This window comes from Cupriavidus sp. H39 (assembly GCF_050271075.1).
Classification (GTDB): Bacteria; Pseudomonadota; Gammaproteobacteria; order Burkholderiales; family Burkholderiaceae; genus Cupriavidus; species Cupriavidus necator_B.
Window position 1 is genome coordinate 956,210 of the sequence record NZ_CP189846.1, and the last position, 25,071, is coordinate 981,280.

The following is a 25,071-nucleotide window of genomic DNA, read 5'->3' on the forward strand; positions in this document are numbered from 1 at the left end:
ATCAGGCCGCATCCCTGTTCCAATTTTCATCATCGTGCCGCCAACGCCCGGCTCCGGGCCCGGCATCCTGCCTTCGCGACTTAACCTGCCCGCCGCCATGCGCCATCACCGGTTGTCCGCCCGCCCGCCCCGCCTTGCCGTGTTGCCGATGCTTGCGGCTGCCGTGGCGGTGTCGGGCTGTGTGGCGCAATACCGGGTACCGGCCGGTGCGCCGTCCGCCAGCGTGCGGCTGGTGACCAGCACCGACGAAAACACCTCGTTCACCATCGTCGATCCGGCCCGGTGCCCGGATCCGGCCCGGCCGCTGGTGCTGGCAGGAATGGGCAAGCAGTTGTCGGCGATGGGAAGGGAGCGCAGCCTGGACATGGCCGGGCGTTCGCCGGAGCCGGCCGCGCGCACGCGCGAACGGCTGGTCGAGGCGGGCCGGCGCATCTATGTGGCGGTGAGCTCGGCCGCCGCGCCGCCGCTGCCCGAGCTGCGCTGCGCCGCGGGCATGTCGTTCGTGCCGGTGGCCGGCGGGCAGTATGAGATCCGCTACCAGCGGGACGAGACCGCCAGCCAGTGTTCCGCGCGGATTCTGCGCTTGCAGCCGCTGCCCGACGGCGGCGCGCGCCTGACGGCGGAGCCGACCCAGCAGGGCTTCAGGGCGCTGCGCAAGGATTACGTCTGCCAGGCGTTGTGAGACCCGTCCGGGCCCCCGGGCTGCGGACGGGTTGCGGCGCTGCCGTCCGGCGGCAGCGCCCGTTTTACTGCTCGATCAGGAAGCGCTCCGGACGCTTGCCCAGCCAGGCCGGCGCACGGCCGCGGCCCGACCAGGTCTTGCCGGTCTTGGGATCCATGTATTTCGGGGGCAGGGCGGCGGCGGCCTTGCGCGGGCTGCTGCCGGCGGGACGGCCGCGCTTGCGCCGGGGCAGGATGTCTTCCGCGGTCAGGCCATATTCGGTCATCAGGTCGCGGATTTTATCGATCACGCCCGCCACTTCGGTCGCGCGCACTTCATTCAGCTTGGCTTCCAGCGCTTCCTTCTCAGCCAGGAGTTGCTTGTATGTCGCCATTTATATCCCCTTTCTGCAATTAGGCCGCTGCATGGTACTAGAAATTCCGGTGACAGAGCACCTGAAAAAATTTTACAAAAAATAACGCAGATTGCACGGAGAGATTGTCGGGCAGCTGGCCAGCCTGATTACCATGCCAATTACGGGCAACCATTGTCGCAAGCATCGCCGCAACCTCGCCCGATCCAATGCACTGCTTGACCGCGCCGGATCTTCATTTTTGCCGTCATTTAGAGAATAGAAATACGCGCGCCGCTTTGCAGTTTTCGCCTAGACTGTTTGTCTGCGCCCCGCGCAGTGCCACGTCACGACCTCCGGAGCCGCCCTATGAATCAGCAGATCTTTGTCAATTTGCCCGTCCGCGACCTGCAAAAGTCGATTGCCTTCTTTACCCAGCTGGGCTTTTCCTTCAATCCGCAATTTACCGACGATAGCGCCACCTGCATGATCGTCGGCGAGAACATTTTCGTGATGCTGCTCACCGAAGCCAAGTTCCGCAGCTTCTCGCCCAATGAAATCTGCGATGCGCGCAAAGCCACCGAAGTGCTGGTTTGCCTGTCGATGGAAACCCGGGCGCGCGTCGATGAAATGGTCAATGCCGCAGTGCTGGCGGGCGGCAATACCTACAAGCCGCCAATGGATCTGGGCTTTATGTACGGGCACGGCTTCCAGGACCTGGATGGCCATGTCTGGGAACTGGTGTACATGGATATGGCGGCGATGCAGACCGCGCAATAAGCAAGGCCAGCCTGACAGCAGCGCACGCGCCGGATAGACGATCAGAGGCCAAAGTAACGCAGATTGCCCTCGATGCGCGCGCGCTCGTGCGCCGGCACGCGCCCCTCGCTCGTCAGCCGCACCAGCGCTTGCCTGCCCTGCTCGACCGCATTGACGTAATAAGCGCTCACGGCGAGCTCGTCGAGGGCGCGCCATGCATAGACGGATTCGTCCACGAACAGGACGTCCGCCGGTCTGGCCAACGCCACGGCCTGTTGGGCAAACAAATGCGCGAGCGCGAACTCGCCGCGCAGGCGGTGGTAGCGGGCAAGCTCGCACAAGGGCTCGGCGCGGCTGGGGCGCGCCTGATAGGCCTCCAGATAGCTGTCGCGCACGGTCGCGGGGGCATCGCCGCGGCGTTCTCTGAGCACGGCGATCTGGAAACGAGAAAACCAGACCTCCTCATCCCAGCCGCCCATGGCGGCGCGTTCACTATAGGCCCGGATGCTTTCGTCGAGCATGCCGGCATCGCGATAGCTCTGCGCCAGATAGAAGCGATAGCGCGCATTTGCGGGTTCGTTGCGAACGGCCGCCTCGAGTATGGCGATATCGCCCAGATAGGTGTCGTCAGCGCGTGCCCGGGCGCCATCCCGGGACACCACGATGGTGGCGCCGGGCAGGATCTCCCAGCGGTGCGCGCGCTCTTGCGTCAGGTATTCGTGGAGCACCCCTTCCCAGCGCCACGGCATGCCGGCCGGCACCAGCGCGTTGCGCAGGTAATGCCAGCCGTCCAGCTCGCAACGGAACTGATATCCCTGTTGCTGCAGCACGGGCCAGCCGAATCCCGGATCCATGCGCAACGTTTCGTCCGCATCGATAAACAGCAGGAAATCGCTTTCACCGCACAACTCGGCCTTGGCCAACGTCATGGCTTCATTGCGGTTTTCAGCGAAATTGCGCCAGGCGCGTTCGTGCAGCGTGCCGGGAATGCCGGCCATGAATTGCCGGATCAGCGCCTGGGTTCCGTCCGATGAGCCGGTGTCGACGATGACCCAATGGTCGATCCACCCCTTCACGCTCTGCAGGCAGCGCGTAATCACCGGCGCTTCGTCCTTGACGATCATGTTCAGGCAGATGCGGGCCACCAGATAGCCTCCGTTTGCAGAAATCGGTCAAAGAATACCGCTGATTCAAAAGCAACACCCCCTACCAAAGAGTGGGCCTGCGAGTCGAGCCGGGCGCTACCATGCACGCGCCCGGAACACGTCCACGTTTCCATTCACAGGGCCTCGGCATGCACCGCAATTACAACACCGGATTTTCCGCACAGGGCCGTGTGCCAGGCCCGATCGCGCACCAGTGCGCACAGGCAAACCAAACCAAGGGGGTCATCATCATGCATCAACACAATTGGGCTATCAGCCTGTCAACGGCTACGGCCATTCTCATCGCCGGTTGCGGCGGTGACGACGGCAGCGGCGGCGCGCAGACCGCTCCGGGGACGCTGCCAACCGCGACCATTTCCGGCGTCGCCGCTACCGGCGCACCGGTGGTCAACGCGGAAGTCCTGCTCCGGTGCGTTGCCGGCCAGGTGAGCACCACCACCGGCGCGGATGGGAGCTGGTCGGTTTCAACCGCGGGGCTGACGCTGCCATGCGCCGGCCGCGTGGTAACTGTCGCGGGCGTGCCGCTGCATACTTTGGTGCAGGGGCCGGGAAACACCAACATCACGCCGATCACTGAACTTGTGGTGGCGTCGGCGACGGAAAATCCGGACACGGTAGCCTTCTTCACGGCGTTTTCGGCGATCTCGGCCGCCGCGGCGGTCAACCGCCTGCCGGCCGCACTGACCCTGGTCAGGCTGCGCCTGGCCAATCTGGGTGTCGACGCGGCCAACATCGACCTGCTGAACCAGAAATTTGCGCCCCGTTTCGGCGACGCTTACGACGACCGTCTTGAGGCACTGCAGGCGCGCCTGACCGCGACCGGCGCCACGCTGGCGGAGGTAAAGGCCGAGCTTGCACGGGGCAACGTAGGGGCACCGGGACCGACCGGCGCCACCGGCGCCACGGGTCCACAGGGTGCCACGGGTCCACAAGGCGCGACAGGCGCGACGGGAGTCACAGGTTCTGCGGGCGCGACTGGTGCGACAGGCGCGGCAGGCGCTATCGGTCCTGTCGGTCCTGTCGGTCCTGTCGGTGCAACAGGCGCAACGGGAGCAACGGGAGCAACGGGAGCAACGGGAGCAACGGGAGCAACGGGAGCAACGGGAGCAACGGGAGCAACGGGAGCAACCGGAGCAACCGGAGCAACCGGAGCAACCGGAGCAACCGGAGCAACCGGCACCGTGCCCGGATTGGGGACGCCGGGTGGTGCCGGTTCCTCCAGCGCCGGAATGGATTGCGTCATTGGCACGGTATGGCTGACTGCCGCCCGCTGGGCCCAGGGCATGCCGGCCAATGGCCAATTGCTGTCGATCAGCCAATATTCGGCTCTGTTCAGCCTGCTCGGGACGACATACGGCGGCGACGGCCGTACAAATTTCGCGCTGCCCAACCTGGGCGCGGTCACGCCCAATGGGCTGACTTACATGATCTGCGTCGACGGCATCTATCCCACTCCCAATTGATGCGCCGTCGCGCAGGCTGCTAGCAGCCAGCCCGAAGCCCTCCAGCCAGGCAAAACGAGTGCGGTGTCTCTGCAAAAAAAACAGCCCGGGAAAGCAGGAAGCCCGGGCTTGAAATCCACCTGGATCGCGGTGGAGGAGACATCTGGTTGTCAGCGTCCCGGGAAGGCCCGGGACGCGGTCATGCATGGGGTCAGATCGCCCAGCCGCCGGCGTAGAACGCCGCCAGCGCCACCGCGATGGCCACGGTGCCGACATTGAGCTTGCGCCATTCGCCGGCGACTACGCGTCCGACCACCAGGGTGCAGAAGCCGAGCATGATGCCGGTCACGATATTGCAGGTCAGCACGATAAACACGGCGCAGACCAGGCCGGCCAGCGCATCGACCAGGTCATCCATGTGCAGGCGGCTGACGCTCGACAGCATCAGCAGGCCCACGTACATCAGCGCGGGCGCGGTGGCGTACGACGGCACCAGCGCGGCCAGCGGCGAGAAGAACATCACCGCGACGAACAGCAGGCCCACCACCACCGCGGTCAGGCCGGTCTTGGCGCCGGCGGCCACGCCGACGGTCGATTCGATATAGGCCGCGGCTGGCGCGCCGCCGAACATGCCCGAGAAGATCGAGCTGACCGAATCCGCGGTCAGCGCGCGCCCGCCGTTGTGGATATGGCCCGCGGCATTGAGCTGCCCGGCCTGCCCGGCGACGGCGCGGATGGTGCCGGTGGCGTCGAACACCGCGGTCATCACCAGTGCCAGCACGCTCGGCAGCACGGCGGCCGTCAGCGCGCCGCGCACGTCCATGGCGCCAATCAGCGATTCATGGCCCGGTGCGCTCAGCGACGGCAGCGCGAAGACGCCGGTGAACTTCACCGCCGGATCGAAAGCCAGGCCCACCGCGGAGATGGCGATAATCACCAGCAGGATGCCGCCCGGCACCTTGCGGCGCTCCAGCCCGAAGATCGCGGCCAGGCCCAGCACCGACATCACCACCGGGAACGAGGTGATCTTGCCCAGCGACACCGGCAGGCCGGCGTGCGCGTTCTTGACCACCAGGCCGACTTCATTCGAGGCGATCAGCAGCAGGAACAGGCCGATGCCGATGCCGGTGCCGTGCGCCACGCCGGCCGGCAGGTTGCGCAGGATCCAGGAGCGCACGCCGGTGACCGAGATCGCGGTGAAGACCAGGCCCATCAGGAACACCGCACCGAGCGCGACCGCCGGCGACAGGCCTTGCCCCAGCACCAGGCCGAAGGCCATGAACGCGGTCAGCGAGATGGCGCAGCCGATGGCGATCGGCAGCCTGGCCCACAGGCCCATCAGCAGCGAACCAAAGGCCGTGGTCAGGCACACCGCGACAAAGACCGCGCTGGTGTCGAAGCCGGCCTTGCCCAGCATGCCCGGTACGACAAAGACGGCATAGACCATGGCCATGAAGGTGGTGACCCCGGCCACGACTTCCTGGCGCTGGGTGCTGCCGCGCTTGGTGATCTCGAAGAACGCGTCGAGCCGGCCCCTGGCTTCGGGGACGTGGGAGCGTGCGGCATCGGCGTCCGTCGCGGACGACGGATAGGGTTGCTCGATCATGATGAACTGTCTCCTTGCGGGCGCTGCAACGTCCGTCATGCGGACTGTCGTCAGGCTTGTCTCACTTGGTTCTGGTCTGGGCTGGAGGCGGAAATCCTGGCCAACCCGCTGTTATCGGTGTGCCGCTTGTCGGTGCCTCTGCGGGCGTGATCCGGGCAAGGCTGAAGGCTAGGGGAGCGCGCGCCAGTCATCATCACCGGCGCTCAATGCGCGGCATGTGCGGGCGGGAATATCGAATGTGATGTTTGAGTATCGTCACGGCGCGAAACGGCGCCAGGTGGCGTTTTCGGCCGCTGCCGTTATCAGGCGGCGCATATACGGCCTATAGGGATTGACCCGTAGGTCGGGCGGGCCACTTCGCTATACTAGGGATAACCCTTGATTGCCTTGCGATGGGAGGCGAACCCCGACTCCAGGTGCTTCGCGGGGCACGCCAAACCATATCCCACCGGAAAGGAAAATTCCCCATGCAAGCACTTGCCGACACCCTCTATCGCCAACCCGCCCAGCCCGAGGTCTCGAAGCCTGTGACAGCCCAGCCGGCGCGCGATGTCGCCTATTACGCCCGGATGGGCGCAGGCCAGTCGCTGGCCGCGCGCGTGCGCGCGTACTTTGCGCAGGGCTGGACGCTGTATGCGGCGAATGCCCGCGAGGCCGCGCCGATCCGCTGGTTGTAAAGACCCGCGCGCTGCGTCAGTACATGCCGGTGCGGGCCATGAACGCATCCAGCGTCCAGCCGCGCCCGAGCAGCAGCATGCGCGTATGCAGCCCCTCGCGCGTGGCTTGATCGACGGCATCGCCGAGCCAAGTCAGCGTCTTGCCGCGCAAATCCACATAGCCCATGGCGTAGTCCGGGACCAGTGCCTGCCATAGGGCGTGGGCGCCGGCCGACTGCCGCGCGCCGCTCAGCAGGCATAGCCCGCCGTCCAGTGCCCAGCGATATAAGGCCCGCGCCAGGCCGCGGCGCTGCTAAGCGGGCGCAAACTTGGTATGCGGCGCCCGCACCCATGGATCGGCCCGGCGGCCGACCTCGATCAGCCGGTTGAAGACGGTATAACCGGCCAGCCGGCGCTGCATGATGTCTTCCACATACACGTAATACTCGCCGTCCGCCTCGCGGAAGCGCAGGCGCAGCCCGGGCGCGCCCGCGGCCACGGCGGGCATCGCATGGAGGCGGTCGCCTGGCCGGGCGATGCGGCCGTGCAGGGTGTCGAGCTCGCGCTCGATTTCGGCGGGGGCCAGGTCAACATCGATGCGCAGTTCGAGCGCGCGCGGCAGCGCCGGCATCGGCAGACGCAGGGCATGGAAATTCGCCATGGCAATGGTCCCACCTGCTCAGGTATTGAGGATCAGGTAGAGGGCGGCGAGCGCCACCATGGCGCAGAAGGTATGGCGGTAGAGCGGTGACATGTCTGGCTTTCTCCTGGCGGCATGATCGAGCGGGTGCCGGATGGCATCCGCGACATGGGCCGTGCGGGAAAGCTCAGGGCTGGAGGGTGGCGCCCCGAACAGCCCGCACGGCCAGGAAAAGCACGGCGCGGCGGACCCCAAAGGCGAGGCCCCGCTGCGCGGCGCGCGCACGCACGCCCACCGCCGGCTGGGCCGGGCGGTTCAGGGTGGCGAAACGGGCAACGCAGGGCATGAAGGCGGGGCGCGAAGATTGGGAAGGAACATTGCTTATGCCACACTTCGCGCGCAATGTCCAGGCAAGTTCCCGGCTTCCGCGCCCAACGCCGTTCTACTTCAGCCTCAGGCGGGCGCTTGTGCAGGTACAGGTCGCCACCTTCGTCATCGTTCATTGTGAACACTGTCTACATGTACTAGACTCGGAAACATCGTTCACCCGGCCTTGTTCCAGGAGCCAAGATGACGACTTTCCCCACCCCCGAAATTGCGGACCATGACGCGGATACCGGCACGGTCCGGCTGCTGGTGGCTACGACCAAGGGCGCCTGGTTCCTGACCAGCGACGCCGCCCGCCGCAGCTGGCAGATCGCAGGCCCGACCTTCCTCGGGCATACCATTCACCATATCGTGCAGGACCCGCGCGACCCGTCGCGCCTGCTGATGGCGGCGCGCACCGGCCACCTGGGCCCGACCGTATTCCGCTCCACCGACGGCGGCCGCAACTGGACCGAGGCAGCGCGCCCGCCCGCCTTCGACAAGGCGGCGGAGGGCGAGACCGGCCGTGTCGTCGACCACGTGTTCTGGCTTACGCCCGGCCATGCCAGCGAGTCCGGCACCTGGTACGCCGGCACCTCGCCGCAGGGCCTGTTCCGCAGTGCCGACCATGGCGCGAGCTGGGAGCCGGTGCGCGGCTTCAACGACCATCCGATGTGGCGCGCCTGGACCGGCGGCGAGCAGGACGGCACCCCCGACGGTCCCAAGCTGCATTCCGTGCTGGTCGACCCGCGCGACGCGCGTCATCTGTATATCGGCATGTCCAGCGGCGGCGTGTTCGAGAGCACCGACGGCGGCGCCGACTGGAAGCCGCTGAACCGCGGCAGCATCGCCAATTTCCTGCCCGATCCCAACCCGGAATACGGACAGGACCCGCACTGCGTGCTGCAGCATCCCGCCAACCCGGACCTCCTGTACCAGCAAAACCATTGCGGCATCTACCGGATGGACCGCCGCGAAGGCGTGTGGAAGCGGATCGGCGAGGCGATGCCGGCCGAAGTCGGCGACATCGGCTTTCCCATCGTGGCGCACCGCCGCGACCCGCGTACGGTGTGGGTGTTCCCGATGGACGGCAGCGATGTGTGGCCGCGCGTCAGCCCGGGCGGCCGGCCCGCGGCCTATGTCACGCGCGATGCCGGCGAGACCTGGCAGCGCCAGGACCGCGGCCTGCCGGCCGAACAGGGCTGGTTTACGGTCAAGCGGCAGGCCATGGCCACCGACGGCCACGATCCGGTGGGCGTGTACTTCGGCACTACCGGCGGCGAACTGTGGGCCAGCGCGGACGAGGGCGAGGCCTGGCAATGCATCGCCCGCAACCTGCCACAGATCTACGCGGTCAGCGTGGCGCGTCCGGCCTGAGCGCCGGCCGCCGCTTCGGAGGACTCCTCATGCAGGTCCGTATCGCGACGCCGCTGTTTTCCTATACCGGACAGCGCGAATATGTCGAGGCCCGCGGCGCCAGCATTGCCGAGCTGCTCGACGACCTCGAGCGCCAGTTTCCCGGCATGCGGTTTCGCATCGTCGATGAACAGGGCAAGCTGCGGCCGTATATCCGCGTCTTCGTCAACCGCACGCAACTGATGCGTCTCGACGCGCCGCTGCAGGAAACGGACGAGGTCCATATCCTGCAGGCGCTTGCCGGGGGGTAGGCTCCCGGCTGCGGCGCCGCTCAACTCCCCGTGCCCCCGGCCGATATCCAGTCATGAACCCTGCCGTGCGCCATCCGCCGCGGCCGCAGGCAGATGACAACGATGGCGGCAACACACCACACGCACGGCACGGGAGCGACGCATGAGCAGTTCCATGAGGGACATCGACGAACGGACTAACCTCACCAACAATAACCAGTTCGAGCTGCTGCTGTTCCGGCTCGGCGAGGCGGAACATTCCGGCCAGTCGGAGCTGTTCGGCATCAACGTCTTCAAGGTGCGCGAGATCCTGGTGATGCCCCCAGTGACCACCGTGGTCGGTGCCGACCCGTCAATCCTGGGCATGGCCGATATCCGCGGCCAGGTGATTCCGGTGATCGACCTGCCGCGGCTGGTCGGCTGCAAGCCGCGCAGCGGCCTGGGCATCCTGCTGGTGACCGAATATGCGCGCTCGACCCAGGGCTTTGCGGTCGAAGCGGTCGAGGAAATCGTGCGGCTGGAATGGAACCAGGTGCATTCGGCCGAGGCCAGCGTGCGCACCGGCCATGTGACCAGCATCGCCAAGCTGGAGGGTGGCGCGGAAGAGGGCGCGGAAGCGGCGCGCCTGGTGCAGGTGCTCGACGTCGAGCAGATCCTGCGCGACGTGCTGCCCACCCGCCAGCCTGACGTGGATCCCGGCGAGGTGGGCGCCCAGCTGCAACTGCGCCCCGGCGCCAGGGTAATCGCCGCCGACGACTCGGCGCTGGCGCGCGGGCTGATCGAGCAGGGCCTGAAGGCGCTGGGCGCGCCGGTGGTGATGACCAAGTCGGGCAAGGAAGCGTGGGAGCTGCTGGACCGCATCGCTGCCGAGGCCGCCAGCCATGGCCGCCCGATCCAGGACGACGTGGCGCTGGTGCTGACCGACCTGGAAATGCCCGAGATGGACGGCTTTACGCTGACGCGCAAGATCAAGGCCGACAGCCGGCTGAAGTCGCTGCCGGTGGTGATTCACTCGTCACTGTCGGGCGAGGCCAGCGAAGAACACGTGCGCAAGGTCGGGGCCGACGCCTATGTGGCCAAGTTTGTCGCCAAGGAACTGGCCGACACCATCCGCACGGTGCTGAGCCGTTAAGCGGGCGCGGGCGCCCGGAGGCACAAAATGCAAGCGCCCGCAACCATTCCCGTACGCCGTCCGGTTGCCTATAAAACGGGCATTCCAGTGTGTGCCAGCGCGGGCGCGCCCTTTGCGGTTGTCAAGAGGGGGGATATCCACTGATCCTGTGGATATTTCCTGTGGACCAACCACGGCGTGCCGGTGCCCTCCCGGCCGGCATCGCGCGATGCCGGCCGGGAAGCCCGGCGCGGGCCTGGCGCACACTGCGCGCCGCCGCGCTCCCCGGTGCTACCGCTCCTCGCTCTCCCTGTTCCTGCCCGTCCTGCGCTACTTGGGCTGTGCCACGGTCCGCAGGTAGGGCTTCAGCGTCTTGAAGCCCTGCGGGTATTTCTTGCTGGCCTCCTCGTCCGAGACCGAAGTCGGGATGATGACGTCCTCGCCCGGCTTCCAGTTCACCGGCGTGGCCACGGTGTGCTTCGCATTGAGCTGCAGTGAATCCAGCAGCCGCAGCACCTCGTCGAAATTGCGTCCCGCGCTCATCGGGTACACCAGCATCGCCTTGACCTTCTTGTCCGGGCCGATGATGAACACCGAACGGATGGTGGCGTTGTCCACCGCGGTGCGCGGGCCGCCGCCGCTGGCCTCGGGGTGGATCATGTCGTAGAGCTTGGCGACCTTCAGGTCGGCATCGCCGATCATCGGGTAGTTGACGGTGCAGCCCTGCGTTTCCTCGATGTCCTTGACCCAGCGCTGGTGATCGCCCACCGGATCGATGCTCAGGCCGATGATCTTGGTATTGCGCTTGTCGAACTCGGGCTTGAGCCGGGCCATATACCCCAACTCGGTGGTGCACACCGGCGTGAAGTCCTTGGGATGCGAGAACAGGATGGCCCAGCCGTCGCCGATCCACTCATGGAAATTGATCTGGCCTTCCGTGGTCTCGGCGGTGAAATCAGGGGCTTGCTCGCCCAGTCGAATCGCCATGGTTGCGCTCCTTGCAGTTGGCATGGTTTGGAATCGCGCGTCGCCGCGCACTGTTGCCCGCCTATCCCGCCATGGTCCTGTCTGCCGCTAGCGGAAGACCAGCACCGGGATCGTGCTGTGGGTCAGGACCTTGTGCGTCTCGCTGCCGATCAGCAGTGCCTGCAGCCCGCGCTTGCCATGCGACGACATCACGATCAGGTCGCACTCGCGCTGCTGCGCGCACGCGATGATGGCCTGCCAGGGATGGTCATCGGTGGCGGTGATGGTGTCGCACGGCACCCCGGCCTGCGCCGCGGCATGGCTGAGCGCGGCCAGGAAGGTGTCGGCGTGGCGCGCGGCTTCGGCGGCGAAGGTGCTTTTGGTGTCTTGCAGGCTGGTGAGCCGGTAGGTCAGCACGTGGTACTCGGGAAGCACATGCAGCCCCGTCACGCGGGCGCCGATGCGGCTGGCGAATGCCATCGCGCGGCCCACCATGGCCTCGGCGCGCGCGGAGCCGTCGGTCGGTACTAGGAGGTGCCTGAACATGATGAGCCTCCGCTTGCAGAGAGATACCGCGCCAGCCTGACGCGTCCGCGCACTGGCGGGCGAGCCAATCCAGTATAGGAATTGCGCGGCATAAGTAACAGGACACCGGGCACCGGACACCCGCCGACCGGAGCGCGGCCAGACATTAACATCCTGTTATCATCCGATGCACCTGTACCCCCGCACCGATGGAAGGGACCGACGCATGATTGCGCTGCGCGAAGCTTGGCTGGCCGGATTGTTCCAACGCGGCAACTGGCTGCCGAATCTGGTGTCGGGCGTGATCGTGGGGGTGGTGGCGCTGCCGCTGGCGATGGCCTTTGCGATTGCCTCGGGCGCCAAGCCGGAGCAGGGCCTGTACACGGCCATCGTCGCCGGGCTGGCGGTGTCGCTGTTCGGCGGCAGCCGGCTGCAGATCGCCGGGCCCACTGGCGCCTTTATCGTGGTGCTGTCCGCGGTGACGGCGCGCCATGGCATCGATGGCCTGCAGATCGCCACGCTGATGGCGGGTTTGATCCTGCTGGCGATGGGGCTGACGCGGCTGGGCAGCGTGATCCGCTTCATACCCGCGCCGGTGATCGTCGGCTTCACCGCGGGCATCGGCGTCATCATCTTCGTGGGCCAGTGGCGCGATTTTTTCGGGCTGGCGCCGGTGGCCGGCGAGCATTTCCACGAGAAGTTCTGGCATCTGCTGCAGGCGTTGCCGCAATGGCACCCGGCCACCACCGCGCTGGCGCTGGGCAGCCTGGCGCTGGTGTTGGGCGCGCCGCGCGTGCGCTGGCTGCGGCGTGTGCCCGGGCCGCTGGTGGCGCTGGTGGCAGCCACCGCGGTGCAGGCGCTGTTCCGCTTTGACGGCGTGGCCACCATTGGCACGGCCTTCGGCGGGCTGCCGCGCGGCTTGCCGCTGCCGGCGCTGCCGGAGGTCACGCTCGCGCGCGTGCTGGAGCTGGCCGGGCCCGCCTTCACCATCGCCATGCTCGGCGCGATCGAATCCTTGCTGTCCGCGGTGGTGGCCGACGGCATGGCCGGCACCCGGCATGACTCCAACCAGGAACTGGTGGGCCAGGGCATCGCCAATGTGCTGGCGCCGCTGTTCGGCGGGTTTGCCGCCACCGGCGCGATCGCGCGCACCGCCACCAATATCCGCAACGGCGGCAACAGCCCGCTGGCGGGCGTGGTGCACGCGCTGACGCTGGTGCTGGTGCTGCTGTTCCTGGCGCCGCTGGCGGCCAGCGTGCCGCTCGCCGCGCTGGCCGCGATCCTGTTCGTGGTGGCGTACAACATGAGCGAGATGCGCCAGTTTGCCCGCATGGTCCGGCGCGCGCCGCGCGCCGATGTCGCAATCCTGCTGATCACCTTTACGCTGACGGTGCTGACCGACCTGGTGGTGGCGGTCAATATCGGCGTGATCCTGGCCATGCTGCAGTTCCTGCGGCGCATGTCGGCATCGGTGGACGTGGCACCCCAGGACGCCGAGGCGGTGGCGCGCGAACTGGGCGATGCCGGCACCGGCGTGGTGGCGCGGATGCCGCCGGGCGTGCTGGTCTATGTCATCGACGGCCCGTTCTTTTTCGGTGCCGTCGAAGCCTGCGAGCGGGCGCTGATTCAGACCCATACCGAGCCGCGCGTGCTGCTGATCCGCCTGGGCCGCGTGCCCTTCATGGACATGACCGGCCTGCAGACGCTCGAGGCGGTGATCGTCACGCTGCAGAAGCGCGGCGTCGCGGTGGTGCTTGCCGAAGCCAACGCACGGGTCAGGGAAAAGCTGGCGCGCGCCGGCGTGCTGGCGGCGCTGGGGGAAGGCAACTACGCGGATTCGCTGGCGCAGGCGGTGCAACGCTGCGCCGCGCTGGCCGGGGACGAGCAAGGCGGGGGCAACGCCCCGCACTGAGTTACTTCTTCTGGCGCGTGCTGCCCGCTGGCCTGGGCTTGGTGGCGTAATCCACGCCATGCTGCGCCAGGTAATCGCGGATCAGCTGGCGCACCACCTGCGACGGCGTCAGGTCCTGCGCGGCGCACAGCGTTTCAAAGGCCTTTTTCTTGACCGGATCGATCAGGATGGTCAGGCGGGCGGTCTTGGATTCCATGAGGGTGCGCGGCGGTCCGGGCCGGTGATGGCGGCGGCGATGGGATGGGCATTATATACAGGGGGAAACTGGGCCAAAGCCAGCGGTTTGCCACCCTCGCCCGCTTGCGGGAGAGGGAGCGTAGACGACGGGGCAGCCGTGTTCGCGGACGCTGTCGGGTCGTAAATGCCTGATTCCGGCCACTGCTAAGCCGCCATCTCCAGGTCCGCGATCACCGCCGCCAGAAACCGCGCGGCCTCTCCACCCGTCACCACGCGATGGTCAAAGGTCAGGCTCAGCGGCATGACGCGGTGCACCGCCGGCATGCCATGGGCCGCGACCACTTCGTCGCGCACGCGTCCGGCGCCCAGGATCGCCACGGTGGGCGGCACCACGATCGGCGCCGCATAGCGCCCCGCGATCATGCCGAAGTTGGACAGCGTGATGGTGTTGCCGCGCATCTCCTCGGGGGCGATGGTGCGCGCGCGGATGTCGGCGCGCATGCGGTCGAGCCCGTGGCGCAGGTCGGCCGCGTCGCGGTTGCCGACATCGCGCAGCACCGGCACGAACAGGCCCTCGGGCAGGTCCGCGGCGATGCCGACGTCGATTTTCTTCAGCACGTGGCGGCGCCCGGTCTGTCCTTCATACCAGGCATTGAGACCCGGCTCGGCGCGGCAGCCGGCCACCAGCGCGCGCACCAGCCGGATGGTGACGTCGGCGCCGTGCTGCCAGGCGTGGATGTCGGCGTCGTCCATCACGGTGGCGGCGGCCACTTCGGCCTGCGCGCGCGCCATGTTCTGCGCCATGGCGCGGCGCACGCCGCGCAGTTCTTCGGGCGTGCCGAGATCCGCCAGCGTGGCGGCAACGCGTTCCACGTCGGCGGCGGTGACCACGCCTTCGGGTCCCGAGGCGGTGGCCATCGCCAGGTCGACGCCGAGCCGGCGCGCCAGCGCGCGGACCGCAGGGGTAGCCTTGATGCGCGCCGCCATGCCCGCCGCGGGCGCCGCGGCGCCAGGCGGTGCGGCTTCACTGACCACGTGCGTGCCCACCTGGACCGAGCCCACCACGGTGCCGGCGTCGGCATCTTCCCCAGCGCCCTCGAAGCCGACCAGCGGCGCGCCCAGGTGCACGATGTCGCCAGGCTGTGCAAACAGCTTGCCGATGCTGCCGGCATAGGGCGACGGGATTTCCACGATCGCCTTGGCGGTTTCAACGGACAGCAGGGGCTGGTCCGCGGCCACGGTGTCGCCGGCCTTGACGTGCCAGGTCACGATCTCGGCCTCCTGCAGGCCTTCGCCCAGGTCGGGCAGCTTGAAGACTCGCATCCGTCCTCCTTGGCAAGTATTGTCCGGGGTCTGGCGCCTACGCCGCCAGCGCCCGCCGCGCGGCATCGACGATGCGCGCGACGCCGGGCAGGTAGGTGTATTCCAGCCGCGCCAGCGGCACCACGGTATCGAAGCCGGTCACGCGCTGCACCGGCGCGGCCAGCGAATACAGCCCCGCATCGGCAAGCTGCGCGGCGATCTCGGCGCCAAAGCCGGCGGTGCGCGGGGCCTCGTGCACGATCACGCAGCGGCCGGTGCGCGAGACCGCCTCCAGGATGGTCTGCATGTCCAGCGGCTTGAGCGTGGCCACGTCGATGACCGTGGCGGTCACGCCTTCCGCGGCCAGGGCATCGGCGGCGGCCAGCGTCTCCTGCACCATCGCGCCCCAGCTGACCAGCGTGATGTCGCTGCCTTCGCGCAGCGTGAAGCAGGTATCGAGCGGCAGCGCGGCGCCGTCGTCGGCCACTTCCTGGCGGAACAGGCGGTACAGCCGCGTGGGCTCGAGGAAGATGACCGGGTCCGGGTCGGCGATCGCCGCCAGCAGCAGCCCGTACGCGCGCGCCGGCGATGACGGCACCACCACACGGATGCCCGGCATATGCGCGAACATTGCCTCCGGGCTTTCGGAATGGTGCTCGGGCGCGTGAATGCCCGCGCCGCACGGCGAGCGCACCACCAGCGGGCAGCTCAGGCGCCCGCGCGTGCGGTGCCGCATGCGCCCGGCATGGTTGATGATCTGGTCGACCGCCGGGTAGATGAAGCCGGTGAACTGGATCTCGGCCACGGGCTTGAGCCCCATTGCCGCCATGCCGATCGCCGCGCCGACGATGCCGCCTTCGGCCAGCGGCGTATCCATGACGCGCGCGGCGCCAAAGCGCGCCTGCAGGCCGACGGTGGCGCGAAACACGCCGCCGTTGATGCCGATGTCCTCGCCCAGCAGCAGCACATCAGGATCGTGATCCAGCGCATGGGCCAGCGCCAGGTTGACTGCTTCGACCAGATTGATTTCCGCCATGGTTCGCTCGCTCTCGCTGTGGGCAGATGGAGGACGGCGCGGGCAGCGCCGGCCGGCGCGGCTAGCCGTGCTGCGCCGGGAAGCGCCGCGCGATCTCCAGCTGCGCCTGCAGTTCGGCCGGCATGGCCGCGTACAGGCAGTCGAACATCGCGGCCGGGTCCGGCGGCGGCAGCGCCAGGTAGGCCTCGACCGCCTGCGCCACCTGCTGCGTGCATGCCTTGACCAGCGCCTCTTCACGCGCCGCATCCCAGGCATGCAGGGCCAGCAGGTGGGTGCGCAGCCGCAGCAGCGGCTCGTGCTGCCAGTGCGCCTTGACGCTGGCCTCGTCGCGGTAGCGCGAGGCATCGTCGGCGGTGGTGTGGTCGCCCAGCCGGTAGGTGATGGCCTCGATCAGCGCCGGACCGCCGCCGTCGCGGGCGCGCGCGATGGCTTCGCCGACGCGATCGCGCACCGCGACCACGTCGTTGCCGTCGACCTGCTCGCCCGGAATGCCAGCGGCAATGGCTTTCTGTGCCAGCGTCTGGGCTGCGGTCTGGGCGCTGCGCGGCATCGAGATCGCCCACTGGTTGTTGTTGATCACGATCACCAGCGGCGCACGCCAGGCGCCGGCCATGTTCATGCCTTCATAGAAATCGCCCTTGGAGGTGCCGCCGTCGCCCAGCAGGCAGACCGCCACGCGCGGCTCGCCGCGCAACTGGAAGGCGTAGGCGGCGCCGGCCGCGTGGCACACCTGGGTGCCGATCGGCACGCAGTTGGCAAAGTCATGCGGCGCCGCGCCAAAGCCGCTGCCGCGCTCGTCGCCGCCCCAGTAGAGCAGGCTCTCGGTCATCGTGACGCCGCGCACAAACTGCGCCGCGTGGTCGCGGTACGAGGGCACCAGCACATCTTCGGGCCGCATGGCGTAGCCCACGCCCACGCCGATGGCTTCCTGGCCCAGCGCCGACGCGAACGTGCCGATCTTGCCGGTGCGCTGCAGCGCAATCGCCTTCAGGTCGAACTGGCGCGTCAGGACCATGGCCTGGTATAGCGGCACCAAGGCGTCAGGGTCGCTGGCAAACGGTGGAGGAGAAGCAGTGGGGGGAGAAGTGTCGCCCGGCGGGGCAAGGTAGCGGGTATAGCCGATCTCAAAGCGCGCAACCGTGGACATGGCAGGTCTCTCGATGCGGTTGTCTCGACAGGATCCGCGCGGACAGGAGCGAGGATCTTCGCGGCCCTCCGCAGCAATGATCGCGTTGTGATCCCTGCCGTGCTTTTTGGGCGCGGGGGACTTGAGCTTGAGTGTAGGGCATTTGCGCGGCCGGCGCGGCGCGAAATTGTCTTGCTGCGCACAATGCGGCGGAGCTCGCGCAGGCTGCCCCTCAGACTTCCAGGTGCGACTGCATCAGCGCGCGGAACCACGCCAGGAAGAGGGCAATGCCGTGCGCGGGCAAAGCAAAAGAGCGCCGGCCGGCGCTCTTTGCTGGTGTCGCGCAGCGCTCAGCGCTGGTATGGCGGCGGGACGAAGCCCGCAAAGCGCTGTTGCGTTACCGCCTTGAACTCGGCTGACTGGTAGGCTTCGCGGATGTCCTTGACGAAGGGCTTGCTGAGGTCCGCGGTCTTCACCGCGACCAGGTTCATGTAGTAGTCCGGGATTTTTTCGAGCGCCAGTGCCGAGGTCAGCTTCAGGCCCGAGGCCAGTGCATAGTTGCCGTTGACGAAGGCATAGTCGACATCGTCGAGCGAGCGCGGCAGCTGCGCGGCTTCCAGCTGGACCAACTTGAGCTTGTGCGGGTTGGCGTCGATGTCGCGTTCGCTGGCGCGGATCGGGTCGGTACCGGGCTTGAGCGTGACCCAGCCGATCTGCTGCAGGATGGCGATGGCGCGCGCCAGGTTGGTCGGGTCGTTGGGCAGCGACACCGTATTGCCCGCCTTCACCTCGGCCAGCGCCTTGTGCTTGCGGCTGTAGATGCCGATCGGCGCGGTCGGCACCTGGACCACGTCGCTCAGCGCCAGCTTGCGGTCGGCCGAGAACTTCTTCAGGTAGGCCACGTGCTGGAACGCGTTGGCGTCGATGGCCCCGTCGGCCAGCGCCAGGTTGGGCTGCACGTAGTCGCTGAACTCGATGATGGTGACCTTGTAGCCGCGCTGTTCCAGCACCGGCTTGACGCCATAGCGGATCTGGTCGGCATAGGGGCCGGCGGTGGCGCCGAAGCGGATTTCCTTCTTGTCCGGATCGGCCGCGCCAGCGCCGTGGACCACGCCCAGCGCAAGTACCGCTGCCGCCAGCCGCGCGGCCAGGCCGAATTTCCCGTATTGCATTGGATCGCTCCCCTTGATCTGGTTGGCTGCCTGCAGCGTCGCGCCGTGGCATCGGTCCATTGTATGGAAACGCAGCCAAGGAACGAACGAGCGATTACGCATGGTGATATGCCGGCGCGGAATAAGGCCTACGCTGTAGGCACGCGTCACCCGTTTGATACGCGAGGGGGAGGCTCGCCATGCCCGAACAACTGACCAAGCATCCCGATGTCACGATCCAGGTGCTGCGCAGCGCCGGCGCCCGCTGCGCCGAGGGCGCGCCGCAGGCCATTCTGGGCAGTTGTCCGCCAGAGCGTTTTTGCAAGCTGCCGGGCGGCGAGGTGTGCGTGTACGGACTCGATGGCGCGGCCGCGATGACGCAGTTCACCGCCGCCGACTGGCAGTCGCTCGCGCCGCTGGCGCGGGGCAGCGCTGACGGCGCTGCCGCGCCAGCGTGGAGTGGCATGGCCGGGGCGATATTCGTGGCCGGCGTGGTCGCCGGTGCGCTCGCGGCCGCGGTATGGGGACGCTGGCGCCGCCACCGTCGACCGGGTTAAGCCGCGCTGGCATGGTGTTTGCGGCGATTCCCCGGCCATGACACCGCTGCCGTCCGCTTCCGACCGCTTCCGCCTGCTTGAGAACGGCGAGGAGTATTTTCCGTGCGTGTTCGACGCCATTGCGCGCGCGCGCGAAAGCGTACTGCTGGAAACTTTTATCCTGTTTGAAGACGAGGTAGGCCACAAATTGCACGCGGCACTGGTGGCGGCCGCGCGCCGCGGCGTGCGCGTGGCACTGACGGTGGACGGCTTCGGCTCGCATGACCTGTCGGCGGGCTTCATCACCGGGCTGGTCGATGCAGGCGTGCAGTTCTGCACATTCTCGCCGCGGCCGCGGTTGTTCGGCGTGCGCACGCACATCTTCCGCCGCATGCACCGCAAGCTGGTTGCCGTCGATGCCGAGGTGGCCTTTGTCGGCGGCCTCAATTTCTCGGCGCAGCACCTGTACCGGTTCGGGCCGCTGGCCAAGCAGGACTATGCGGTGGAAATCCGCGGCCCGTTTGCGCGCCAGGTGCACGAATTCCTGGTGCGGGCAATGCCGGGCGCGTGCCCGCCGCCACCGTTGCCCGAACCGCCGCCCGAACCGGAGCGATCGGATCCGCGCACGCCTGCAGGACGCGCGTGCCTGGTTACGCGCGACAACCACCGCCACCGCAACGATATCGAGTTTGCCTACCTGGACGCGATCCGCGCGGCGCGCAACGAGGTCATCATCGCCAATGCGTACTTCCTGCCGGGCTACCGGCTGCTGCATGCGCTGTGCGAAGCCGCCGCGCGTGGCGTACGGGTGCGGTTGCTGCTGCAGGGCAAGCCTGACATGCCGTGGGTGGCGCGCGCCGGCGGCCTGCTCTACGCGCAGCTGCAGGACGCCGGCGTGCAGATCCTGGAGTACGTCGAGCGGCCTTTCCACGGCAAGGTCGCGGTGGTGGACGACTGTTGGGCCACGGTCGGTTCCAGCAACCTCGACCCGCTGAGCCTGTCGCTTAACCTCGAGGCCAATCTGGTGATCCGCGATGAAGCCTTTGCACGCCACCTGCGCGGCCAGCTCGAGGCGCTGATCGGCGCGCGCTGCCGCGCCGTGCCGCCGGGGCTGAAGTCGCCGCGCAGCCGCCTCGACGCGCTGGGCGCCACGCTGATGTTCCACTTCCTGCGCCGCTTTCCGGCCTGGGCGGGCTGGCTGCCGGCGCATGCGCCGCGGCTGGTGCAGCCGATGCCGGGCGGGCGGCGCAACGCGCGGCGCGTAGTGGTGCTGCGCGGAGGCGCGGAATGACGGGCGCCGAGGCCCTGTCGGCGCTCCGCCAGCATGCGCACTGGCCCGCGTGGCGCCGCGCCATCGGCATCCTGTTCATTGCCGCCGTGCTGGCGCTGATCGCCCGCAAGCTGGGCACCATCGACTGGGACGCGGTGCTGGCCGCGCTGCGCGGCTTCAACGCGCGCACGCTGCTGCCGGCGGCCGGCTTCGTGGCGCTGAGCGGGCTGCTGTACAGCCAGCTCGACGTGCTCGGCTGCCGCTACGCCGGGCACCCACTGCCGCTGCGCCGGGTGATGGCGATCTCCTATGTCAGCTACACGCTCAGCCTCAACCTTGGCGCCACGCTGGGCGGCGCGGGCGTGCGCTACCGGCTGTATTCGCGCGCGGGCCTGAGTGCGCCGCAGATCTGGAGCCTGTTCGTGGTGGTGGTGAGCAGCAACTGGCTCGGCTATGCCGTGCTGGCGGGCGCCATCCTGGCCGGCCAACTGGTGGTGCTGCCGCCGGAGTGGGGCATCTCCGCGGCGGCGACGCGGCTGCTGGGCGTGCTGATGCTGATGGTGCCGGCCGCTTACCTGGCCGCGTGCGCACTCTGGCACGGGCGCCACCGCACTGTGCGTGACCACGACATCTATATGCCCACGATGCGCTTCGCGGCGTTGCAGTGCGCGCTGTCGGCGGCCCACTGGATGTCGATGGCGGCGATCCTGTATGCGCTGCTGCATACGCATGCGACCTACTTCACCGTGCTTGGCGTGCTGCTGGCATCGGGCCTGGCGGGCGTGGTGGTGCGCGTCCCCGGCGGCCTGGGCGTGATCGAGACCGTGTTCCTGGCGATGCTCGGCGACCAGGTGCCGCACGGGCTGCTGCTGGCCGCGCTGATCGCGTACCGCGCGCTGTACTACCTGATCCCGCTGGTGTTCGGCTCGCTGAGTTATTTCGTGCTGGAGGCGCGAGGCAAACCTGGGGGAGGGTAGGTGTGCGAGGGTCGTCCGCGAATGCCGGCGCCTGCCTCTCCCCTCCCCCGGCCCCTCTCCCGCGGGCGGGCGAGGGGAGCAAACCGGCGGTATCAGATCGGGCCGGAGCTCAGGCCGCTGCCAGCGCGCGGTCCAGGTCTTCGATCAGGTCGTCGATATGCTCGATGCCGATCGACAGCCGCACCATGTCCTCGCTGACACCGGCCGCCTGCAGTTCCTCGGCGTTGAGCTGGCGGTGCGTGGTCGAGGCGGGGTGGGTCGCCAGCGACTTGGCATCGCCGATATTGACCAGCCGCGTGAACAGCTGCAGCGCATCGAGGAAGCGCGCGCCGCCTTCGCGGCCGCCCTGCTTCAGGCCGAACGACAGGATGCCGGGCCCGCGCCCGCCCAGGTATTGCTGCACCAGCGCGTGGTCGGCATGGTCGGGCAGGCCGGCAAAATTGACCCAAGCCACCTTGGCATGCTGCTGCAGGTGGCGCGCGATCGCCAAGGCGTTGTCGGTGATGCGGTCCAGCCGCAGCGCCAGCGTCTCGATGCCTTGCAGGATCAGGAAGGCATTGAACGGTGACAGCGCCGCGCCGGTATTGCGCAGCGGCACAACGCGCGCGCGGCCGATATAGGCGGCCGGCCCCAGGGCTTCGGTATAGACCACGCCGTGGTACGACACATCCGGCTCGTTCAGGCGCCGGAAGCGTTCCTTGTGCTGCGCCCAGGGGAACTTGCCGCTGTCGACGATGGCGCCGCCGACGCTGTTGCCATGGCCGCCCAGGTACTTCGTCAGCGAATGCACGACGATATCGGCGCCATGCTCGAACGGCCGGCACAGGTAGGGCGATGGCACCGTGTTATCGACGATCAGCGGCACGCCGTGGTTGTGCGCCACGCGCGCGATCGCGGCGATATCGACCACATTGCCAAGCGGGTTGCCCACCGACTCGACAAACACGGCCTTGGTGCGCGCGTCGATCAGGTCGCCGAAGCTGGCCGGATTGCGGCCGTCGGCAAAGCGGGTCTCGATGCCGGACTGCGGCAGCGTGTGCGCCAGCAAGTTGTAGGTGCCGCCGTAGAGCTGGCTCGACGAGACGATGTTGTCGCCGGCCTCGGCAATGGTCTGGATCGCATAGGTGATCGCCGCCATGCCCGACGCCAGCGCCAGCGCGCCCACGCCGCCTTCGAGCGCGGCCAGGCGCTGCTCGAGCACGTCGTTGGTGGGGTTCATGATGCGGCTGTAGATGTTGCCGGCCACCTTCAGGTCGAACAGGTCCGCGCCATGCTGCGCGTTATCGAAGGCGTAGGCCACGGTCTGGTAGATCGGCACGGCCACCGCGCGCGTGGTGGGATCTGGCGAATAGCCGCCGTGGACGGCCAGGGTTTCGAGTCTCATCGTCTTCTCTCGGTTGGATGGCGCAGCGGCGCTGCGGCGCAAGTCTCGCGGTGCTGCCGGGCATGCCGTGCGGGCGCGCCGGGCCCTGCGATGGTACCAGCGCCGTGCAGCATGGCCGCGCATGGCAGCCATGGTCGCGGAGCGCGCCCGCGCGCGGCAAGGAAGCTTATTGCATGTGGATATGCGCGGCGGGGTGCCAATGGCGAGATCCGGATATGCAGGAAACGGATAAGGGTCGGCGCTTTGATTCGTTGACCGTGCCATGGCCCGCTCCCTACAGTGCAAGCTTGTGCGCACCACCACGGTCTCACCGATAACGGCCGCGTCGGCTTCCCGCCATGCCCGAGCTTGCCATGACCACAGCAACTGCCCACGCAGTGTTTTGCGCCAGCAGCGGCGCTGGCACCGGCAAGCGCGAATCCAGCGTATTCCCGGAGTTTCAAACATGTTCTCTCGTCTTTCCCGCAAGCTCGCCCTGCTGGCGCTCAGCGCCGGCCTGGCCATCACCGGTACCGCGCAGGCCGAAGGCAGGCTGCGCATTGCCGAACAATTCGGCGTGGTCTACCTGCTGCTGAACGTGGCGCGCGACCAGCAGCTGATTGAAAAACACGGCAAGCAGCAGGGCGTCGACATCAAGGTCGAATGGACGCAGCTGTCCGGCGGCGCCGCGGTCAATGACGCGCTGCTGTCGGGCGCGATCGATATCGCCGGTGCCGGCGTGGGGCCGCTGCTGACGCTGTGGGACCGCACCCATGGCAAGCAGAACGTGCGCGGCGTGGCGTCGCTGGGCAACTTCCCGTACTACCTGGTGAGCAACAATCCCAAGGTCAGGTCGATTGCCGATTTCACCGAGAAGGACCGCATCGCGCTGCCGGCCGTGGGCGTATCCGTGCAGTCGCGCGTGCTGCAGCTGGCGGCGGCCAGGCAGTGGGGCGACAAGGACTACAACCGCCTCGACAAGTGGACCGTGGCCGTACCGCATCCGGAAGCGGCCGCGGCCATCATTGCCGGCGGCACCGAGATCACCGGCCACTTCGGCAACCCGCCGTTCCAGGAGCAGGAACTGGCGGGCAACCCGAACGCACGCATCGTGCTGAACTCGTATGACGTGCTGGGCGGACCCAGCTCGTCCACGGTGCTGTACGCCACCGAGAAGTTCCGCAACGACAACCCGAAGACGTACCGCGCCTTCGTCGACGCGCTGGCCGAGGCCGCCGCCTTTGCCACCGCCAATCCCGAGGCCGCCGCCGACATCTACCTGCGCCAGAGCAAGGCCCGCACGGACCGCGCGCTGCTGCTGCGCGTGCTGAAGAACCCGCAGGTGCAATTCCGGGTGGCGCCGCAGAACACCTTTGCGCTGGCCGCCTTCATGCATCGCGTCGGCGCGATCCGCAACCAGCCGAAGTCCTGGCAGGACTATTTCTTCCCGGACCCGGTCACCGCGCAAGGGAGCTGAACATGGCCACCCACAACCTGCGCGTGGTGTCCGACCGCGCCACGCCCCTGCTGCAGGTGGACGGCGTGTCGTTGGAATACCGCACCCCCGGGCGCATCGTGCGTGCCACCCATCGCGTCAGCTTCGACGTGCACGCGGGGGACCGCTTCGTGCTGCTGGGTCCGTCCGGCTGCGGCAAGTCGACGCTGCTGAAGGCGGTGGCGGGCTTCGTTGCGCCCAGCGAGGGCGAGATCCGGCTCGAAGGCCGGCGCGTGCAGCAGCCGGGCCCGGACCGCATCGTGGTGTTCCAGGAGTTCGACCAGCTGCCGCCATGGAAGTCGGTGCTGCAGAACGTGATGTTCCCGCTGCGGCATGCGCGCGGCCTGTCGCGCGCGGCGGCGCGCGAGCTGGCGCTGCAGAGCCTGCGCAAGGTGGGCCTGGCTGACTTTGCCGATGCCTTTCCGCATACCTTGTCCGGCGGCATGAAGCAGCGCGTGGCGATCGCGCGCGCGCTCGCCATGCGCCCGAGGGTGCTGCTGATGGACGAACCTTTTGCGGCGCTGGACGCGCTGACGCGCCGGCGCATGCAGGAAGAATTGCTGGCGCTGTGCGATGACGCCGCGCTCACGCTACTGTTCGTGACGCATTCGATCGAAGAGGCGCTGGTGGTGGGCAGCCGCATCCTGCTGCTGTCACCGCATCCTGGCCGCGTGCGCGCGGAACTTGACAGTCACCAGTTCAGCCTGGCCAGCCAGGGCGGCGCCGAGTTCCAGGCCGCGGCGCAGCGCATCCATCGCCTGCTGTTCGACGCGCCCGCCACTGTGACGCCGCCGCCGGCGCGCAGTGCAGCGGCGCGCTGAAACCCGACA

General features: G+C 68.0%; 24 protein-coding genes and 1 pseudogene. 13 read left to right on the top strand and 12 right to left on the bottom strand.

Going from position 1 to position 25,071, the window contains the following annotated elements:
- Positions 1–148: 148 nt before the first annotated feature.
- Positions 149–682, top strand: a complete 534-nt coding sequence (locus tag ACOCMH_RS04870) for a hypothetical protein (protein ID WP_427308041.1) — start codon at positions 149–151, stop codon at positions 680–682.
- Positions 683–746: 64 nt separating this feature from the next.
- Here ACOCMH_RS04870 and ACOCMH_RS04875 read toward each other — a convergent pair whose 3' ends face one another.
- Entirely contained in the window at positions 747–1,055 is a 309-nt protein-coding gene (locus ACOCMH_RS04875; protein WP_171515316.1) for an H-NS histone family protein, read from the bottom strand.
- Between the two features lie 327 nt (positions 1,056–1,382).
- Between ACOCMH_RS04875 and ACOCMH_RS04880 the strand changes: the two genes are divergently transcribed.
- Positions 1,383–1,793 carry a VOC family protein gene (locus ACOCMH_RS04880; protein WP_427308042.1) on the top strand — a complete coding sequence of 137 codons (411 nt, stop codon included), beginning with the start codon at positions 1,383–1,385 and terminating at the stop codon, positions 1,791–1,793.
- Between the two features lie 41 nt (positions 1,794–1,834).
- On the opposite strand, the gene ACOCMH_RS04885 is transcribed toward ACOCMH_RS04880, so the two are convergent.
- A complete protein-coding gene (locus tag ACOCMH_RS04885; protein ID WP_427308043.1) occupies positions 1,835–2,917 on the bottom strand; it encodes a tetratricopeptide repeat-containing glycosyltransferase in 1,083 nt (360 codons plus the stop codon).
- Between the two features lie 149 nt (positions 2,918–3,066).
- Between ACOCMH_RS04885 and ACOCMH_RS04890 the strand changes: the two genes are divergently transcribed.
- Complete coding sequence (locus tag ACOCMH_RS04890) at positions 3,067–4,401, top strand: tail fiber protein (RefSeq protein WP_427308044.1); 1,335 nt, start codon at positions 3,067–3,069, stop codon at positions 4,399–4,401.
- Positions 4,402–4,591: 190 nt separating this feature from the next.
- On the opposite strand, the gene ACOCMH_RS04895 is transcribed toward ACOCMH_RS04890, so the two are convergent.
- Positions 4,592–5,986, bottom strand: a complete 1,395-nt coding sequence (locus ACOCMH_RS04895) for an NCS2 family permease (protein WP_427308045.1) — start codon at positions 5,984–5,986, stop codon at positions 4,592–4,594.
- A gap of 467 nt (positions 5,987–6,453) precedes the next feature.
- Between ACOCMH_RS04895 and ACOCMH_RS04900 the strand changes: the two genes are divergently transcribed.
- A complete protein-coding gene (locus ACOCMH_RS04900) occupies positions 6,454–6,663 on the top strand; it encodes a hypothetical protein (protein ID WP_427308046.1) in 210 nt (69 codons plus the stop codon).
- A 16-nt stretch (positions 6,664–6,679) separates the two neighbouring features.
- On the opposite strand, the pseudogene ACOCMH_RS04905 reads toward ACOCMH_RS04900, so the two are convergent.
- A pseudogene (locus ACOCMH_RS04905) lies at positions 6,680–7,303 on the bottom strand (N-acetyltransferase).
- A gap of 549 nt (positions 7,304–7,852) precedes the next feature.
- Here ACOCMH_RS04905 and ACOCMH_RS04910 point away from each other — a divergent pair.
- The 3 genes from ACOCMH_RS04910 to ACOCMH_RS04920 all read left to right on the top strand — a co-directional run bounded on the left by ACOCMH_RS04910 (position 7,853) and on the right by ACOCMH_RS04920 (position 10,426).
- The gene (locus ACOCMH_RS04910; RefSeq protein ID WP_427308047.1) at positions 7,853–9,025 is read left to right on the top strand and encodes a glycosyl hydrolase; all 1,173 of its coding nucleotides are present in this window, start codon (positions 7,853–7,855) and stop codon (positions 9,023–9,025) included.
- 29 nt (positions 9,026–9,054) lie between these two features.
- On the top strand, positions 9,055–9,315 hold the full coding sequence (locus ACOCMH_RS04915) for a MoaD/ThiS family protein (RefSeq protein ID WP_092314329.1): 261 nt from the start codon (positions 9,055–9,057) through the stop codon (positions 9,313–9,315).
- Positions 9,316–9,457: 142 nt separating this feature from the next.
- The gene (locus ACOCMH_RS04920; RefSeq protein ID WP_427308048.1) at positions 9,458–10,426 is read left to right on the top strand and encodes a chemotaxis protein; all 969 of its coding nucleotides are present in this window, start codon (positions 9,458–9,460) and stop codon (positions 10,424–10,426) included.
- Between the two features lie 309 nt (positions 10,427–10,735).
- Here the strand turns inward: ACOCMH_RS04920 and ACOCMH_RS04925 are convergent, their stop codons facing one another.
- Together ACOCMH_RS04925 and ACOCMH_RS04930 are read right to left on the bottom strand one after the other, a co-directional pair.
- Positions 10,736–11,392, bottom strand: coding sequence for a peroxiredoxin (locus ACOCMH_RS04925; protein ID WP_427308049.1), 657 nt, complete (start codon positions 11,390–11,392; stop codon positions 10,736–10,738).
- An 87-nt stretch (positions 11,393–11,479) separates the two neighbouring features.
- Positions 11,480–11,917, bottom strand: coding sequence for a universal stress protein (locus ACOCMH_RS04930; RefSeq protein WP_427308050.1), 438 nt, complete (start codon positions 11,915–11,917; stop codon positions 11,480–11,482).
- 205 nt (positions 11,918–12,122) lie between these two features.
- On the opposite strand from ACOCMH_RS04930, the gene ACOCMH_RS04935 reads away from it, so the two are divergent.
- Positions 12,123–13,808 (top strand): SulP family inorganic anion transporter, encoded by a 1,686-nt coding sequence (locus ACOCMH_RS04935; RefSeq protein WP_427308051.1) that lies wholly within the window; start codon positions 12,123–12,125, stop codon positions 13,806–13,808.
- A 1-nt stretch (position 13,809) separates the two neighbouring features.
- Here the strand turns inward: ACOCMH_RS04935 and ACOCMH_RS04940 are convergent, their stop codons facing one another.
- The 5 genes from ACOCMH_RS04940 to ACOCMH_RS04960 all read right to left on the bottom strand — a co-directional run bounded on the left by ACOCMH_RS04940 (position 13,810) and on the right by ACOCMH_RS04960 (position 18,621).
- Positions 13,810–14,004, bottom strand: coding sequence for a CopG family transcriptional regulator (locus ACOCMH_RS04940; protein ID WP_092314319.1), 195 nt, complete (start codon positions 14,002–14,004; stop codon positions 13,810–13,812).
- A 185-nt stretch (positions 14,005–14,189) separates the two neighbouring features.
- On the bottom strand, positions 14,190–15,308 hold the full coding sequence (locus ACOCMH_RS04945; protein WP_427308052.1) for a dihydrolipoamide acetyltransferase family protein: 1,119 nt from the start codon (positions 15,306–15,308) through the stop codon (positions 14,190–14,192).
- Between the two features lie 37 nt (positions 15,309–15,345).
- Positions 15,346–16,323 carry an alpha-ketoacid dehydrogenase subunit beta gene (locus ACOCMH_RS04950; RefSeq protein WP_427308053.1) on the bottom strand — a complete coding sequence of 326 codons (978 nt, stop codon included), beginning with the start codon at positions 16,321–16,323 and terminating at the stop codon, positions 15,346–15,348.
- 61 nt (positions 16,324–16,384) lie between these two features.
- Entirely contained in the window at positions 16,385–17,470 is a 1,086-nt protein-coding gene (gene pdhA / locus ACOCMH_RS04955) for a pyruvate dehydrogenase (acetyl-transferring) E1 component subunit alpha (protein ID WP_427308054.1), read from the bottom strand.
- Positions 17,471–17,799: 329 nt separating this feature from the next.
- Positions 17,800–18,621 carry a MetQ/NlpA family ABC transporter substrate-binding protein gene (locus ACOCMH_RS04960; protein ID WP_427308055.1) on the bottom strand — a complete coding sequence of 274 codons (822 nt, stop codon included), beginning with the start codon at positions 18,619–18,621 and terminating at the stop codon, positions 17,800–17,802.
- Positions 18,622–18,800: 179 nt separating this feature from the next.
- Here ACOCMH_RS04960 and ACOCMH_RS04965 point away from each other — a divergent pair, with 179 nt between their 5' ends.
- Genes ACOCMH_RS04965 through ACOCMH_RS04975 form a run of 3 tightly spaced genes read left to right on the top strand, consistent with a single transcriptional unit; the run spans position 18,801 to position 21,383 of the window.
- Positions 18,801–19,157 (top strand): hypothetical protein, encoded by a 357-nt coding sequence (locus tag ACOCMH_RS04965; RefSeq protein ID WP_427308056.1) that lies wholly within the window; start codon positions 18,801–18,803, stop codon positions 19,155–19,157.
- 37 nt (positions 19,158–19,194) lie between these two features.
- Positions 19,195–20,427, top strand: a complete 1,233-nt coding sequence (gene clsB / locus ACOCMH_RS04970) for a cardiolipin synthase ClsB (protein WP_427308057.1) — start codon at positions 19,195–19,197, stop codon at positions 20,425–20,427.
- Positions 20,424–21,383 carry a lysylphosphatidylglycerol synthase domain-containing protein gene (locus ACOCMH_RS04975; protein WP_427308058.1) on the top strand — a complete coding sequence of 320 codons (960 nt, stop codon included), beginning with the start codon at positions 20,424–20,426 and terminating at the stop codon, positions 21,381–21,383. The genes clsB and ACOCMH_RS04975 overlap by 4 nt, the downstream gene beginning before the upstream one ends.
- A 109-nt stretch (positions 21,384–21,492) precedes the next feature.
- Here the strand turns inward: ACOCMH_RS04975 and ACOCMH_RS04980 are convergent, their stop codons facing one another.
- Positions 21,493–22,767 (bottom strand): O-acetylhomoserine aminocarboxypropyltransferase/cysteine synthase family protein, encoded by a 1,275-nt coding sequence (locus tag ACOCMH_RS04980; protein ID WP_427308059.1) that lies wholly within the window; start codon positions 22,765–22,767, stop codon positions 21,493–21,495.
- A gap of 445 nt (positions 22,768–23,212) precedes the next feature.
- On the opposite strand from ACOCMH_RS04980, the gene ACOCMH_RS04985 reads away from it, so the two are divergent.
- Both ACOCMH_RS04985 and ACOCMH_RS04990 read left to right on the top strand, forming a co-directional pair.
- Positions 23,213–24,223 (top strand): ABC transporter substrate-binding protein, encoded by a 1,011-nt coding sequence (locus ACOCMH_RS04985; protein ID WP_427308060.1) that lies wholly within the window; start codon positions 23,213–23,215, stop codon positions 24,221–24,223.
- A 2-nt stretch (positions 24,224–24,225) separates the two neighbouring features.
- Positions 24,226–25,062, top strand: a complete 837-nt coding sequence (locus ACOCMH_RS04990) for an ABC transporter ATP-binding protein (RefSeq protein ID WP_427308061.1) — start codon at positions 24,226–24,228, stop codon at positions 25,060–25,062.
- The last annotated feature ends 9 nt before the right edge of the window (positions 25,063–25,071 follow it).

Excerpts from the sequence above, each read along its gene's own strand:
- ACOCMH_RS04880 (WP_427308042.1), top strand. The coding sequence starts at position 1,383 with ATGAATCAGCAGATCTTTGTCAATTTGCCCGTCCGCGACCTGCAAAAG.
- ACOCMH_RS04915 (WP_092314329.1), top strand. The coding sequence starts at position 9,055 with ATGCAGGTCCGTATCGCGACGCCGCTGTTTTCCTATACCGGACAGCGC.
- ACOCMH_RS04920 (WP_427308048.1), top strand. The coding sequence starts at position 9,458 with ATGAGCAGTTCCATGAGGGACATCGACGAACGGACTAACCTCACCAAC.
- ACOCMH_RS04890 (WP_427308044.1), top strand. The coding sequence starts at position 3,067 with ATGCACCGCAATTACAACACCGGATTTTCCGCACAGGGCCGTGTGCCA.
- clsB (WP_427308057.1), top strand. The coding sequence starts at position 19,195 with ATGACACCGCTGCCGTCCGCTTCCGACCGCTTCCGCCTGCTTGAGAAC.
- ACOCMH_RS04990 (WP_427308061.1), top strand. The coding sequence starts at position 24,226 with ATGGCCACCCACAACCTGCGCGTGGTGTCCGACCGCGCCACGCCCCTG.
- ACOCMH_RS04870 (WP_427308041.1), top strand. The coding sequence starts at position 149 with ATGCTTGCGGCTGCCGTGGCGGTGTCGGGCTGTGTGGCGCAATACCGG.
- ACOCMH_RS04925 (WP_427308049.1), bottom strand. The coding sequence starts at position 11,392 with ATGGCGATTCGACTGGGCGAGCAAGCCCCTGATTTCACCGCCGAGACC.
- ACOCMH_RS04960 (WP_427308055.1), bottom strand. The coding sequence starts at position 18,621 with ATGCAATACGGGAAATTCGGCCTGGCCGCGCGGCTGGCGGCAGCGGTA.
- ACOCMH_RS04875 (WP_171515316.1), bottom strand. The coding sequence starts at position 1,055 with ATGGCGACATACAAGCAACTCCTGGCTGAGAAGGAAGCGCTGGAAGCC.
- ACOCMH_RS04950 (WP_427308053.1), bottom strand. The coding sequence starts at position 16,323 with ATGGCGGAAATCAATCTGGTCGAAGCAGTCAACCTGGCGCTGGCCCAT.
- ACOCMH_RS04940 (WP_092314319.1), bottom strand. The coding sequence starts at position 14,004 with ATGGAATCCAAGACCGCCCGCCTGACCATCCTGATCGATCCGGTCAAG.
- ACOCMH_RS04910 (WP_427308047.1), top strand. The coding sequence starts at position 7,853 with ATGACGACTTTCCCCACCCCCGAAATTGCGGACCATGACGCGGATACC.
- ACOCMH_RS04900 (WP_427308046.1), top strand. The coding sequence starts at position 6,454 with ATGCAAGCACTTGCCGACACCCTCTATCGCCAACCCGCCCAGCCCGAG.
- pdhA (WP_427308054.1), bottom strand. The coding sequence starts at position 17,470 with ATGTCCACGGTTGCGCGCTTTGAGATCGGCTATACCCGCTACCTTGCC.
- ACOCMH_RS04895 (WP_427308045.1), bottom strand. The coding sequence starts at position 5,986 with ATGATCGAGCAACCCTATCCGTCGTCCGCGACGGACGCCGATGCCGCA.
- ACOCMH_RS04975 (WP_427308058.1), top strand. The coding sequence starts at position 20,424 with ATGACGGGCGCCGAGGCCCTGTCGGCGCTCCGCCAGCATGCGCACTGG.
- ACOCMH_RS04935 (WP_427308051.1), top strand. The coding sequence starts at position 12,123 with ATGATTGCGCTGCGCGAAGCTTGGCTGGCCGGATTGTTCCAACGCGGC.
- ACOCMH_RS04945 (WP_427308052.1), bottom strand. The coding sequence starts at position 15,308 with ATGCGAGTCTTCAAGCTGCCCGACCTGGGCGAAGGCCTGCAGGAGGCC.
- ACOCMH_RS04965 (WP_427308056.1), top strand. The coding sequence starts at position 18,801 with ATGCCCGAACAACTGACCAAGCATCCCGATGTCACGATCCAGGTGCTG.
- ACOCMH_RS04980 (WP_427308059.1), bottom strand. The coding sequence starts at position 22,767 with ATGAGACTCGAAACCCTGGCCGTCCACGGCGGCTATTCGCCAGATCCC.
- ACOCMH_RS04930 (WP_427308050.1), bottom strand. The coding sequence starts at position 11,917 with ATGTTCAGGCACCTCCTAGTACCGACCGACGGCTCCGCGCGCGCCGAG.
- ACOCMH_RS04985 (WP_427308060.1), top strand. The coding sequence starts at position 23,213 with ATGTTCTCTCGTCTTTCCCGCAAGCTCGCCCTGCTGGCGCTCAGCGCC.